The organism is Variovorax sp. GW531-E2 (assembly GCF_059423125.1).
The window spans coordinates 64,833-78,186 of record NZ_JBWKXQ010000008.1 but is presented as its reverse complement, the minus strand read 5'-3'; the positions used below and the strand labels follow the sequence as shown (position 1 = coordinate 78,186).

The 13,354-nt window shown below is 69.8% G+C and carries 12 protein-coding genes; 5 read left to right on the top strand and 7 right to left on the bottom strand.

Features of this window, described 5'->3' with window-relative positions; all coding sequences use genetic code 11:
- The first annotated feature begins 13 nt into the window (after window positions 1–13).
- Window positions 14–1,411, top strand: a complete 1,398-nt coding sequence (argH, locus tag AC07XP_RS07800) for an argininosuccinate lyase (RefSeq protein WP_495264291.1) — start codon at window positions 14–16, stop codon at window positions 1,409–1,411.
- 33 nt (window positions 1,412–1,444) lie between these two features.
- Complete coding sequence (locus AC07XP_RS07795) at window positions 1,445–2,923, top strand: rhomboid family intramembrane serine protease (protein ID WP_495264290.1); 1,479 nt, start codon at window positions 1,445–1,447, stop codon at window positions 2,921–2,923.
- A gap of 45 nt (window positions 2,924–2,968) precedes the next feature.
- Here the strand turns inward: AC07XP_RS07795 and AC07XP_RS07790 are convergent, their stop codons facing one another.
- The 6 genes from AC07XP_RS07790 to AC07XP_RS07765 form a co-directional block, all read right to left on the bottom strand.
- Complete coding sequence (locus AC07XP_RS07790) at window positions 2,969–4,315, bottom strand: MFS family transporter (protein WP_095949595.1); 1,347 nt, start codon at window positions 4,313–4,315, stop codon at window positions 2,969–2,971.
- Between the two features lie 425 nt (window positions 4,316–4,740).
- Window positions 4,741–5,361, bottom strand: coding sequence for a response regulator transcription factor (locus AC07XP_RS07785; RefSeq protein WP_056572153.1), 621 nt, complete (start codon window positions 5,359–5,361; stop codon window positions 4,741–4,743).
- Window positions 5,358–7,550: an ATP-binding protein gene (locus AC07XP_RS07780; RefSeq protein ID WP_495264289.1), complete on the bottom strand. Its 2,193-nt coding sequence runs from the start codon at window positions 7,548–7,550 to the stop codon at window positions 5,358–5,360. Before AC07XP_RS07780 ends, AC07XP_RS07785 begins: the two co-directional genes overlap by 4 nt.
- Window positions 7,551–7,621: 71 nt before the next feature.
- Window positions 7,622–8,923 carry a hypothetical protein gene (locus AC07XP_RS07775; RefSeq protein ID WP_495264288.1) on the bottom strand — a complete coding sequence of 434 codons (1,302 nt, stop codon included), beginning with the start codon at window positions 8,921–8,923 and terminating at the stop codon, window positions 7,622–7,624.
- A gap of 22 nt (window positions 8,924–8,945) precedes the next feature.
- Window positions 8,946–9,485, bottom strand: coding sequence for a hypothetical protein (locus AC07XP_RS07770; RefSeq protein ID WP_354342697.1), 540 nt, complete (start codon window positions 9,483–9,485; stop codon window positions 8,946–8,948).
- Window positions 9,486–9,582: 97 nt separating this feature from the next.
- Window positions 9,583–10,143, bottom strand: coding sequence for a DUF3455 domain-containing protein (locus AC07XP_RS07765; protein ID WP_495264287.1), 561 nt, complete (start codon window positions 10,141–10,143; stop codon window positions 9,583–9,585).
- Window positions 10,144–10,330: 187 nt separating this feature from the next.
- On the opposite strand from AC07XP_RS07765, the gene AC07XP_RS07760 reads away from it, so the two are divergent.
- From AC07XP_RS07760 to AC07XP_RS07750, 3 genes are read left to right on the top strand one after another with little or no spacing between them, the layout of a single operon-like run.
- Entirely contained in the window at window positions 10,331–10,906 is a 576-nt protein-coding gene (locus tag AC07XP_RS07760; RefSeq protein ID WP_235944176.1) for an RNA polymerase sigma factor, read from the top strand.
- Between the two features lie 16 nt (window positions 10,907–10,922).
- Window positions 10,923–11,675, top strand: coding sequence for an anti-sigma factor (locus tag AC07XP_RS07755; protein WP_495264286.1), 753 nt, complete (start codon window positions 10,923–10,925; stop codon window positions 11,673–11,675).
- A gap of 46 nt (window positions 11,676–11,721) precedes the next feature.
- Window positions 11,722–12,498, top strand: coding sequence for an SGNH/GDSL hydrolase family protein (locus tag AC07XP_RS07750; protein ID WP_495264285.1), 777 nt, complete (start codon window positions 11,722–11,724; stop codon window positions 12,496–12,498).
- Here AC07XP_RS07750 and AC07XP_RS07745 read toward each other — a convergent pair whose 3' ends face one another.
- Window positions 12,499–13,308 carry a hypothetical protein gene (locus AC07XP_RS07745; RefSeq protein WP_495264284.1) on the bottom strand — a complete coding sequence of 270 codons (810 nt, stop codon included), beginning with the start codon at window positions 13,306–13,308 and terminating at the stop codon, window positions 12,499–12,501.
- Between the last annotated feature and the right edge of the window lie 46 nt (window positions 13,309–13,354).

Sequence of the window (13,354 nt, the reverse complement as noted above, 5' to 3'; positions counted from 1 at the left end):
CTGGACGGCTCCCATGACCCAAAACCAACTCGACAAGAAATCCGAAGCCTGGTCGGCCCTGTTCTCCGAACCGATGAGCGACCTGGTGAAGCGCTACACCTCCAGCGTCTTCTTCGACAAGCGCCTGTGGCAGGCCGACATCGAGGGCTCGCTGGCGCACGCCGGCATGCTCGCGGCCCAGGGCATCATCAGCGTGACGGACCACGCCGCCATCGAGCGCGGCATGACGCAGATCCGCGGCGAGATCGAGGCCGGCAGCTTCGAATGGAAGCTCGACCTCGAGGACGTGCACCTGAACATCGAGGCCCGCCTGACCCAGCTCGTGGGCGACGCCGGCAAGCGCCTGCACACCGGCCGCAGCCGCAACGACCAGGTCGCCACCGACGTGCGCCTGTGGCTGCGCGGCGAAATCGACCTCATCGGCGACCTGCTGGTCGAGCTGCAGAAGGCGCTGGTCGACATCGCCGAGAAGAACGTCGAGGTGATCCTGCCCGGCTTCACCCACCTGCAGGTGGCCCAGCCCGTGAGCTTCGGCCACCACATGCTGGCCTACGTGGAAATGTTCAGCCGCGACGCCGAGCGCATGGGCGAGGTGCGCAAGCGCGTCAACCGCCTGCCGCTGGGCGCCGCCGCCCTGGCCGGCACCAGCTACCCGCTGGACCGCGAGCTCGTGGCGCGCACCCTGAAGATGGACAGCGTCTGCCAGAACAGCCTGGACGCCGTGAGCGACCGCGACTTCGCGATCGAGTTCACCGCCGCCGCCAGCCTGTGCATGGTGCACGTGAGCCGCCTGAGCGAAGAACTCATCATCTGGATGAGCCAGAACTTCGGCTTCATCAACATCGCCGACCGCTTCACCACGGGCTCGTCGATCATGCCGCAGAAGAAGAACCCCGACGTGCCCGAGCTGGCGCGCGGCAAGACCGGCCGCGTGGTCGGCCACCTGATGGCGCTGATCACGCTCATGAAGGGCCAGCCGCTGGCCTACAACAAGGACAACCAGGAAGACAAGGAGCCGCTGTTCGACACCGTCGACACGCTCAAGGACACCCTGCGCATCTTTGCCGAGATGATCGGCGGCATCACCGTGAAGCCGCAGGCCATGGAAGCCGCCGCGCTGCGCGGCTACGCCACCGCCACCGACCTGGCCGACTACCTCGTGAAGAAGGGCCTGCCCTTCCGCGACGCGCACGAAACCGTGGCCCACGCCGTGAAGGCCGCCACCTCGCACCAGGTCGACCTGTCGGAGCTGCCGCTGGCCGTGCTGCAGCAGTTCAACCCGAACATCGAAAAAGACGTCTACGACGTGCTGAGCCTGCGCGGCTCGCTCAACGCCCGCAACGTGCTGGGCGGCACCGCGCCCGTGCAGGTCAAAGCGCAAGTCGCCCGCCACCGCGCGCGCCTGGGCTGAAGCCCGCGGCCACGCCACCGAGGGCCGCGCTTCATGTTCTACGCCATCCCGCTCGAAAACAAGCCGAGCTGGCGCAACCCGCCGTGGATGACGGTGCTGCTGATCCTCCTGAACGTGCTCGTGTTCTGGGGGCCGCAGCGCAGCGAAGAGAACGGCCGCGAGCGCGCGGCGCAGTTCTACGTGCAGAGCGTGCTGCCCGGACTGGAGCTGCCGCCCTTCGTCGAGTGGCTCGAAAAGACCGACCCCAAGCGCGGCAAGATGGCGCGCCGCATGCTGGCGCATGAAGAGGCCTACCCGCAGCTGCTCGAAGGCCTGCAGAACGACCAGCCTTTCCTGAAGAAACTGCGCGCCGACCAGGTCGTGACGCCCGCGAACCCGCGCTTCGACGAATGGCAGCGCGATCGCCGCCAGTACGAGGCGATGCTGCCCGCGCCGTTCACCGCGCGCTGGTCGCAGGACTACGGCAAGGACGCCGAGTTCAAGCCCTGGACCTGGCTCACCGCCGCCTTCCTGCACGGCAGCACGGGCCACCTGCTGGGCAACATGCTGTTCCTCTTCCTGTTCGGCTTCTCGGTCGAGCTGGCGCTGGGGCGCGGCACCTACCTGAGCTTCTACCTGCTGGGCGGCGTGGGCTCCGCGCTGCTGGCCGGCTGGGCCTATGCCGGCAAGGGCGGCTACGGGCTGGGGGCCTCGGGTGCGATCTCGGCGCTGATGGGCATGTACGCCGTGATGTACCGGCTGCGGCGCATCCGCTTTTTCTACCAGCTGTTCTTCTATTTCAACTACGTCACCGCGCCCGCCCTGCTCTTGCTGCCGGCCTGGATCGCCAACGAGCTGGTGCAACACTGGATCGGCGGCCAGGGCATCGCCTACATGGCCCACCTGGGCGGCCTGCTGACGGGCGCCGCGCTGATGGCTGGCGCCATGTGGCTGGGCCGCGTGAAGACGCCCGAGACCGTGAAGTCGGAAATGGTGACCGACGACCACCGCTTCGACCAGCACGTGGCCGCCGCGCGCAAGCTGTCGGCGGCCATGAAGTTCGAGCCCGCGTGCGTTGAATGGCGCGCCGCCGCCGCCCTGCGCCCCGGCGACACCGACACGCTGCGCGCCTGGTTCCACACCGCGCGCCTGCAGCCCGCGAGCGACGACTTCCACCAGGCCGCGCGCCGCATCTTCCGCTTGCCCGCCACCGACGCCGACACGCTGGCGCTGCAGCACGCCAGCTTCACGACCTACCTCGACCAGGCCAAACCCGGCGTGCGCCTGAAGCCCGACGACATGGCCCGGCTGGCGCGCCGCTTCGCGCGCATCCGCCAGTTCGGCGACGCCGACAAGCTCTGCCGCATCCTGCTGAAGACCGCGCCCGACCACCCCGAGCTGGCCGACACGCTCTCGGTGTGCGCCAACGGCCTGCTGCACGCGGGCGAACGCGATCGCGCCCTGGGCCTGCTGCCGCACCTGCTGCGGCTGGCGCCCAACGACATGGTCACGCGCGCCTTGCAGCGCACGTAAAAAACCCGGCACGCGGCCGGGTTCGGTCATGAAGCGGCGCTGCGCTTACTTGTCGTTGTGCAGGTAAGTGGCCTGCTTCGGCAGCAGCAGGCTGACCAGGAAGGCCACGCCCATCATCGCCGTCACGTACCAGTAGAAGTACGACTCGTGGCCGATCGACTTCAGGCCCAGCGCCACGTACTCGGCGCTGCCGCCGAAGATGGCGTTGCCCACCGCGTACGACAGGCCCACGCCCAGCGCGCGCACTTCGGGCGGGAACATCTCGGCCTTCACGATGCCGCTGATCGAGGTGTAGAAGCTCACCACCGCCAGCGCCAGCGTGATCAGCACGCCGGCCATCAGCGGACTGCTCACGTTCTGCAGGTTGCTCAGCACGGGCACCGTCATCAGCGCGCCCAGGGCGCCGAACAGCAGCATGTTGCTGCGACGGCCGATGCGGTCCGACAGCGCGCCGAACAGCGGCTGCATGCACATGTACAGGAAGAGGCACGCCGTCATCACGTTGCTGGCGGTCTTGATCGACATGCCGGCCGAGTTCACCAGGTACTTCTGCATGTAGGTGGTGAAGGTGTAGAAGATCAGCGAGCCGCCGGCCGTGTAGCCCAGCACGACGAGGAAGGCGCGCTTGTGGTGCTTGAACAGCTCGGCGACGCTGCCGGCGCCCTTGGCGGCGCGGGTCTTGGTGCTGGCCGTTTCGGTCAGCGTGCGGCGCAGCATCAGCGCCACGACAGCGGCCAGGGCGCCCAGCACGAAGGGAATGCGCCAGCCCCAGGCCTTGAGCTCGGCCTCGGTGAGCAGCTGCTGCAGCACCACCACGGCCACCACGGCCAGCAGCTGGCCGCCGATCAGCGTGACGTACTGGAACGACGAGAAGAAGCCGCGCTGGCCGCGCATGGCCACTTCGCTCATGTAGGTGGCGGTGGTGCCGTATTCGCCACCGACCGACAGGCCCTGCAGCAGGCGCGCGGCCAGCAGCAGCGCGGGCGCCCAGGCGCCGATCTGCGCGTAGGTGGGCAGGCAGGCAATGACCAGCGAGCCGACGCACATCATGACGACCGAGGTCACCATCGACGTCTTGCGGCCCTTGCGGTCGGCCAGCCGGCCGAACAGCCAGCCGCCGATCGGACGCATCAGGAAGCCGGCGGCGAACACGCCGGCGGTGTTCAGCAGCTGGACCGTCGGGTCCGACTTGGGGAAGAACGAGGGCGCGAAGTAGATCGCGCAGAAGGCGTAGACGTAGAAGTCGAACCACTCCACCAGGTTGCCGGACGAAGCGGCAAAGATGGCGAAGATGCGCTTGCGCTTTTCCTCGAAGGTGTAGGGGGTGGTGTCGCGGGTCGCGTCCGGGCTGGAAGCGCCGGCGCTCGTGCTGCTGCTGGCAATGGCGGTCATGCGGGGGTCCTTGTCTCTGGCTGCAGCCCCCGCGAAGCCCGCGGAAAGCCGTGCCGGGGAGTCTGGTCCGCCGGGGGCGCGCTGTCGTCCGTAGGGCTCCCGCCGCGGGACTGCGTACCGGTACGCAGGGGTAAACCCTAAGTTCTAGCCGGAGGTTCGGGCGCCTTCAGGGCGACGCTCCCGCCGACGGGGCACCTTGCTCCGCGAATGTCCCCCGGGCTTCGCCCTCCTCCTTGATTTCGCTGCGCAAGGCACCCCATCGGCGTGAGCGTGTTCAGTGCAGTCGTTGATCGGCCGCACACCGACGCCGCTTCCCGTGCCCAGGACACTGGGTGCTTCCCGCAGCGAAATCAAGGAGGAGCCGAAGGCGGGGGACATTCGCGGAGGGAAGTACCCGATGGCCTGGGCACGCGCCCCGAACAGACCTACAACCCGTGCTCGCGCAGGAAGCGATCCAGCTCCAGGCTGCTCGAAAAGCCCAGCTTCGCGAACATGTGCGCCCGGTGCGTTTCCACCGTGCGCAGCTCCAGCGGCGCCAGTTCCTGCGCGATGCGCTTGTTGGGCAGGCCTTCGGCCACGAGCCGCGCGACCTGCATCTCGCGCGGCGTGAGCTTGGCCCACAGCGCCTGCGCGGCCTGCCGGGCCTGGCGGCGCACGGCGATCTCCTCGGCTTTCTGCAATGCCTTGGCGATGCTGTCGAGCAGGCGCTCGTCGTTGCAGGGCTTTTCCAGCCAGCCGAAGGCGCCGTTCTGCACCGCCTCGACCGCCATCGGGATGTCGCCGTGCCCGGACAGGAAGATCACGACCAGCGGGCTGTCCTGCGCGCGCAGCGCGTCGAACACCTGCAGCCCGCTCATGCCCTCCATGCGCAAGTCGAGGATGGCGCAGCCCGGGCGCTGCAGGTCGGCACCGGCCAGGAAAGCCTCGCCCGAGGCAAAGGCCTGCACCGCATGGCCGCGCGACAGCAGCAGCAGGCCCAAAGAGCGGCGCACGGCCTCGTCGTCGTCGACGACACACAGGTGGTTGGCAAGCAAGGGTGCGTTCACGGGGAAGCCTCCAATTCGAGGGTGAAGACCGTGCCGCCGCCGGGCCGGTCGGCGAACGACAAGCGGCCGCGGTGGGCCTCCACGATGGTCCGGCAGATGTTCAGGCCCAGCCCGAGCCCGCCGGCCTTGGTGGTGAAGAACGGCGCGAAGACCTGCTCGGCCAGCGCGGCGTCGATGCCCGGGCCGTGGTCGGCGATGCGGATGTGCACGCGGCCTTCGCGCAGCTCGGCCTCGACCTCGACCACGCGCCGCTCGGGCGGCGTGCCCTGCTGCATCGCCTGCAGGCTGTTGGACAGCAGGTTCAGCAGCACCTGTTCGAGCAGCACGCGGTCGCCGCGCACCGGCGGCAGCGCGGGCGGCATGCGCACCTCGGCGCGCACCTGCCGCTGGCGCATCTCGCCCTGCAGCAGCGCCAGCGCATTGGCCACCAGCGCGGCCACGGCGCAGTCCTCGGTGCCGGCGGTGCGCTGGCGCACGAAGCCGCGGATGCGCCGCACGATCTCGGCGCTGCGCTTGGCCTGCGCCACGGTCTCGTCGAGGCTGCTGGCCAGCAGCGGCTGGTTGCCCTGCGCGGCGAAGGCCTTGGCGGCGCTGGCGAAGTTGCTCAGTGCCATTAGCGGCTGATTGAGTTCGTGCGCCAGCGTGGAGGCCATCTCGCCCAGGCTGGCCAGGCGCTGCGCGTGCTGCAGCTGCTCGTCGTTCTGGCGCTGGCGCAGCTCGGCGCGCTTCTGCTCGGTGATGTCGACCACCGAACTCATCCAGCCGCTGTGGCGGCCGTCGGCGTCGATGAGCCGTGCGGTGTAGACCATGGTGATGACCTCGTGCCCGTCGCGGTGCCGCAGGCGCGACTCGAAGCCCGAGCGCGCGGGCTGCCCGCTCATCATGGCCTCGTAGTGGAACCAGTGCTGCGTCACGTCGTCGGGGTGCCAGTAGGGGTACGGCGGCAGCCGCCCCAGCAGCTCGTCGGCGCCGTAGCCGGTCATCTCGCAGAAGGCCGGGTTGACGTAGATGATGCGGCCCTGCAGGTCGCGCGCGCGCATACCGACCAGCAGCGAGTCTTCCATCGCCTTGCGAAAGGCGTGGGCCTGGTCCAGCTCGTGGGTGCGCTCGCGCACGCGCAGCTCGAGGTCGCGCCGCGCGTCGCGCTGCTCGGCGAAGCGCCGCTCGCGCAGCCGCCAGTACAGCGCGCCCAGCAGCAGCACGCCGGCGCCCAGCAGGCCGAGCATCCAGGTGCGCTCGCGCGCGCGGGTGACTTCGGCGTGGTCGGCCATCACCGTCAGGGTCCAGCCCAGGTCGGGCAAGGGCTCGTCCACCGCAAGAAAACGGCGCGCCTTGCCGCCGACCGTGGTGCGCACCAGGTAGCCCGGTGCGCCCTCGAGGTGCTCGACGCGCCAGGGCAGCGGCGCGAAGCGGGTGCGCGTGCCGTACTGCTGGTCGTGCTCGATGCCGGCCAGGTCGGCGGGGCTCAGCGCCCGCGTGGCCTGGTACATCCAGCCCGGCACCGAGCTCAGGAACACGATGCCGCGCGCGTCGGTCAGCAAGATCGGATCGCGCACGAAGGCCCAGGCGTCGTGCAGCTGGCGCAGGCTGACCTTGACGGTGACCACGCCCAGCACCTCGCCGCCGCCCTCGGCGCGCACCGGCGCCGACATGAACAGCCCCGGCTCGCCCGTGGTCTGGCCCACGCCGTAGAACAGGCCGCGCCGCCCGGCCCGCGCATCGAGAAAGTACGGCCGGTTGGCATACGACTCGCCGACGAAGCTCTGCGGCGTGGCCCAGTTGCTCGCGGCCAGCGTGAGGCCCTGCGGGTCGGTGAGGTACAGCGCGTCGGAGCCCGCGAGGCGGTTCACTTCCTCGATGTGGTGGTTGGCGCGCTGCCGCGCGGCGGGGTCCTGCGGATGGGCCAGCACGGCCAGCACGTCGGGGTGCATGCCGGCGGTGAACGGCAGGTAGCCGTACTTGCCAGCGGCGTCGCGCAGGCCGAGCACGTGCACTTCCATGGCGCGGCGGATCGAGTCGGCCTGGAAGTTCGCCTCGCGCCGCGCCGCCCACTGGCCGGCCACGGCGATCAGCAGCAGCGCCAGCGCCACGGCAGCCGCCCAGGCCACCAGCGCGCGGCGGCGGGAACGTGCCGGCGATGCAGACGAAGAGGGAGCAGGAAGAGACGGTTCGGGCGAAAGGGGCGGCATGGGAGGCAGGTCCGCAGGTCCGGCCGGCGCGGCGTGCGGAATTTTGCCCTGATCCGCGGGCCGGCCCTCTCTCAGGCCGCCGGCCGCAGCAGCCAGCGCACTTCCTGCGTCTGCTCGCTCTCGGGGTAGCGGGCCTCGAGCGTGGTGAGGATCGGCTGCGCCATGTCCGCTCGCCCCAGCCCCTGCACCAGCGCGCGGGCCGCGAGCTCGTAGGCCTGCGGAATCGCCGCGTGGCCGCGAAAGCGCTTGTCGAAGCCCGACAGCAGCGCGAGCGTACCGTGCGCGTCGCCGCCGCGCCATTCGGCGCGCGCCATCGCGATGACCATCGCCGGGTCGTCGAGCACGAAGCTCTTGTCGATGGCGCGGCAGGCCTTGAAGACCTTCAGCGCGTCCGATGCGAGGTCGCGCCGCATCAACAGCGGAATGAAGCGGCGCGCGTGGTCGAACAGCGTGTCCTTCTTCTCGGGCATGAGCGCCAGCACGCGGTGGTAGCGGCGCTGCGCGGCCAGGTCGTCAGCGTCGGCGGTGCGCTGCGCCTCGTAGGCAATGCCCAATGCGGCGGCCAGGTCGCCATCGGTGATGCACTGCGCCACCTCGGCGTCGGTGCGCTGCGCGGCGATCTGCGCGGGCGTGCGGCGGTCGACCGGTGCACCGATGTCGGCGCCCGCGCCGGGCACGAGGTCGATGCCGAAGGCGTCGTGGTGCTGGTACATCACGTAGCCCAGGAGGCTGGCCATCACCCAGCCGAAGTAGATGAACGCGAAGTTGACGATCGGCAGCACGACGCGCCCGTCGAACACAGGCAGCACCATCGAGATCGCCACCTGCGCACCCGTGCTCAGCAGGAACAGGAAGAAGCACAGCAGCGCATAAGGCCAGCCGATGGTGCGCATCGCGTCCATCACGTAGCCCGGGTTCATGGCCTGGAAGAAGCTGCCCGACTGCACCAGCACGATCACCGCCGCCGGGAAGGTGAAGGACATGATGAAGAGGCCCACCGTGCCCAGCACCGGCTCGTACCAGGCGAGCCAGCCGATGAGCATCGTCTGCACCAGCGAGATGGCGAAGAGCTTCCACGGCAGGTAGGTCCACTCGTCGCTCGACTCGCGCCCGAAGTCGGCCGAGTCGCGGATGCCGCGCGCGCCCAGCGCAATGACCTTGAAGCCGTAGCGGCTGGCCGCCAGGATGATGCCGACCTCGATGACGACGAAGGCCAGCGCATCGGGCAGGAAGAACACGGCCTCGAACAGCAGGCTGCAGAACGACAGCACCAGGCCGTAGGCCAGTGGCCGCAGCTGGAGCGGAAAGGCGAAGAAGCTGTTGAGGCGGTGCCAGAACGGCGGGGGCGGCGGCAGGGAGTCGCGGTCGATCATGGCGGGGCCTGTGATGCTGCGGCTACTTGCGGAAGAAGTCGCTCTGGCTCATGGCGCCCGCGCCGCCCATGCGCACGACCGTGGCGTCGCTGGAATGCACGAGGCGCATCTGGCCGAGCTCGCGCTCCAGGCGCTGGCTGAAACTGGTCTTGTACTGGAGCGCGGCCTCGCCCATCTTGAGCACGCTGGTGCCCGTGACGACGGCGCTCTTGCGGTCGGTGGCCACCTCGACGGCATCGATGTGGTACTCGTACTCGATGGTGAGGATGCCGCCCATGCGGTCGCCCACGGTGCGGAACAGCTCGAAGGTCTTCTCGACCGCCTCGCAGGCTTCCTCGCGGTTGTGGCTGCTCTCGACGGTGCGGCCCATCATCGTGACCTTGCTCTCGATCACAGCCTTGCGGCTGAGCTGCTTGCACAGCGCCTGCGCATCGCGCGAATAGATGGCGTGCGCTTCCTTGCGGTAGTAGTCGCGCGCCATGGCCTCGTCGAGCTTGCGGCCGCCGATAAAGAAGTACCACGCGCCCACGCAGAGCGCGATCACGATCGCAATTTGCTTCATTCCCGCCCCCGCGCGCACGCGGTCCCGCTCCGTTTTGCGGCGCAGTATACGTTGCCGAATGTTTCCAAACGGCGGCGGGATGAGGGCGCTTAACGCGTCAGCTGGCGCGGTAGAAGATGTAGTCGGCCTGGTACTTCACGACCTGTTTCTGGCCCATGTTCGTGGCGCCGCAGGCGGCGGCGGGGGCCACGCCGCCCTGCGTGGCCACGCGCTGGATGTAGCTCACGCCCTGCATGGCGCCCATGCCGGTGGCGGGGTTGGCCTTCACCAATTGGTGGGGAATGTTGCCGGTGCCGTTCGGCGCCACCGCCACCTGCGTGGCCGTGACCTTCGAGCCGTCCGCGTTCTCCCAGGTGGCGGGCGGGCCGTAGTACTTGCCGACCTGCTTGCCGGCGCGGTCCATCAGTTTGGCGTCGGGGCCGACGAAGACCCACTCGTGCTCGCCCGGCGCGTTGGCCTTGGCGCGGCATTCGTAGGTGATGTCGCCCGCGCCCACGGTTTCCATGGCCACGCGGTGGCCGGCGGGCACCTTCACGGCGTCGGGCAGGCTGGCCTGCGAGAACATCGGCAGGGGCTTGGCGCCCATGCCGGAACAGGCGGCCAGGCCAAGCGCCGCTGCGGTGGTGGAAGCCAGGACGGTCAGGGTGCGGATGTGCATGGTCGTTTCCTCGGTGTCGGATCGGTGGTGAAAAAGAAAGAGCCGCCGTCTGGAGTTCTGCATGTCGACGCCCCCCTGCCCCCTGTACGCAGCCCGAGGGCTGTTGGATTCAGACCGGTCGCGCTGAATCCGCCCGCACCGCCGGGCCGTACCTCGGACATGCGTACCGATGCCCCACAATCCGCCGATGACCGCACCCAGCCCCGACGCCGAACTGATGGCGCTGATCGACCGGATCGGCCATCGCGACGAAGCCGCCCTGCGACAGCTGTACGACCGCACCGCGCCCCGCCTCATGGGGCTGGCGATGCGGGTGGTGCGCCAGCGCGAGTGGGCCGAAGACGTGCTGCAGGAGTCCTTCCTCACCATCTGGCGCGTGGCCGGCGACTACCGCGCCTCGCTGAGTCCGCCGCTGGCCTGGCTGGGGCTCATCGTGCGCAGCCGCTCGCTCGACCTGCTGCGCCGCCGCACCGCCGACCGCGCCCAGCTCACACAGGAGTTCGACGAGCTGATGGCCGACACCTTCGAATCCGACACGCCCAACCCGGCCGACATGGCCGATGCGAGCGAGCAGGCCTGGGCGCTGCACCAGTGCCTGAGCCAGCTCGAGGGCCGCCAGCGCGAGGTGGTCAGCCTGGCCTACCTGCGCGAGATGAGCCACGGCGAACTGGCCGAACAGCTCAAGCTGCCGCTGGGCACCGTGAAGACCTGGATCCGGCGCGGGCTCGAGAAGCTGCGCACCTGCATGGGCCGCTTCGCCTGATCACGAGACCCGCCCCATGAACCTCCTTGCCCACCCCGAACTGCTCGAACTGCTGGCCGCCAGCCATGCGCTGGGCACGCTGCGCGGCGGCGCCCGCCGCCGCTTCGAAACCCTGGCGCGCGAGCAGGCGCCCGTGCGCGCCGCCGCGCTGGTCTGGCAGGGCCGGCTGGCCGGCATGACCGAGCTGCAGCAGCCCGTCGCGCCCGACCCGGCCGTCTGGACCCGCATCCGCAACCTGATCGACGCCGAGCAGGCGCAGCAGGCCCTCGAGCGGCAGCGCGACAACGCCGCGCCCATTGCGTCTGCATCGACCGGCGGCTGGCTGCGCAGCCTCGCGCTGTGGCGCGGCGCGGCCGCGGCCGGCGCGCTCGTGGCCGTGCTGGCCGTGGGCGTGGGCCTGAACCTGCGCGAGCAGCTGATCAACGCGCCCGCCGTGCAGTACGTGGCCGTGCTGTCCGACGACAAGGCCGCCGCCTCCATGCTCGTGACCTTCGACCCGAAGAAGAAGCAGCTCGTGCTGCAGCGCGTGGGCAACTTCCGCGAAGGCGCCGACAAGTCGCTGCAGCTGTGGGCCCTGCCGCCCGGCGGCGCGCCGCGCTCGCTCGGCGTGCTGGACAATGCAGCGGCGCTGCGGCTGGCCGCCTCGGAATCCGATGTGCGCGTGCCGGCGCTGGCGATCAGCCTGGAGCCCAAGGGCGGCGTGCCGAGCGCGGGCGGCCCGACCGGGCCGGTGCTGTTCCATGGCCCGCTGATCGAAAAAACGCTCTGACCCTGTCCTGAATTTCTCCGCTTCCGTTCTCTTTCCGATGCCTTCGATGAAATCCGCGCTGGCGGCCACCGCCGCCCTGCTGCTGGCAACCGCCGCCTTCACCGCCCAGGCCCAGACCGCGGCCGCCGCCTTCCCCTACGAAGCCGACGGCGCCACGGCCGCCGATACCGCCTCCGCCTACCTCGCCGCCAAGGCCCGCTGGCACAACGAGCTGGCCGCCTTCGCGCGCGCCGACCAGGAGCGCTTTCCGCAACCCGGCGGCGTGGTGTTCGTGGGCAGCTCCACGGTGCGCATGTGGACGCGCCTGTCGCAGGATTTTTCCCGCGTGCCGGGCGGCATCGTCAACCGCGGCTTCGGCGGCTCGACGCTGGCCGACTGCGCCCTGTTCGCACGCGACCTCGTGGTGCGCTACAAGCCCCGCCAGGTGGTGCTCTATGCGGGCGACAACGACCTGGCCGAGGGCCGCACGCCGCTGCAGGTGCTCGACAGCTTCGCGCGCTTTGCCAACACGGTGCGCGCCGAGCTGCCCGATGTGCGCATCAGCTTCATCTCGGTCAAGCCCAGCCCGTCGCGCGAGCAGCTGATGCCGCAGATCCGCGAGACCAACCACGTGATCTCGGCCTACCTGAACCTGCTGCCCAACAGCGAGTACATCGACATCCACACGCCGATGCTCGGTGCGGACGGCCGCCCGCGCCCCGAACTGTTCCGCGGCGACCGGCTGCACCTGACGGACGAGGGCTACCGGCTGTGGCAGTCGGTGGTGGCGCCGCACCTGCCGATGCCGCCTGCGCCGCCAGTTGCGCCGACCAACGCGCCCTGATCAGGGCGGCGGCAGCAGGTCCTGGTATTCGGGGAGCGTGAGCAGCTCCAGGTCGGGGAACTTGCGCACCGCCTCCTTGATGTTCTTCAGCGTCTGCACCATGCGCGCACGCACCGTCTTGCGCACCCAGGCCTGGTCGTCGGGCGAGAGGCTGGCTAGGTAGTAGGCGCCCGGCACGCAGCCGTGCAGGAAGTTCTCGGCCCTGGCCTTGGCCTCGTTGAGCCGCTTCGCGTGGACCTGGGCGATCACCTGCGTCAGGTCGGCGCCCGGCGAGGCCTTGCGCGCATCGTTCAAGGCCGACATCGTGGGCCCGCTGCTCTCGAACGACGCAGGATGGCAGTGGACCCACGACAGGAACATCCGGTCGGCCGCCGACTGGCGATCCGCCCCATCGAGCCCGATGCGCCCGCTCAGCTGTTTCGCCGCGTCCGCATCGCCGTGCTCGGCCCCGAGCCAGCGCCAGCGCAGGCCCTCGCTCCAGCCGGCGCCACGCCCGAGAAAAACCGCTAGGGATTCGTAGGCAGGCGGATAGCCCTCTGCCGCCGCCGAGCGAAGGTCTTCCATCGCGCGGGCGCGGGTCGCGGCATCGACCTCCGAACCCAGCAGGAGCGCCGAACCACGGCGCACACGGCCAAGGGCGGAGCTGCTGTCGAGTGCGATTTCGCAGGCCGACGAGTAGTTCGGGCTGTAGCAGTTCAGCCAGCGCTGCACTTCCTGCTGCACCGCCTCCGGCAGCGCCGAATGCGCCGCCGCACCCCACGCCAGCACGCAGGCCGCCAGTGCACGTCTCCAAAGCACGGAATCGATCATCGCCCTCCCCCTCTTCTCAAAAAAACGAGCGGCGCTCCCTGCAGAC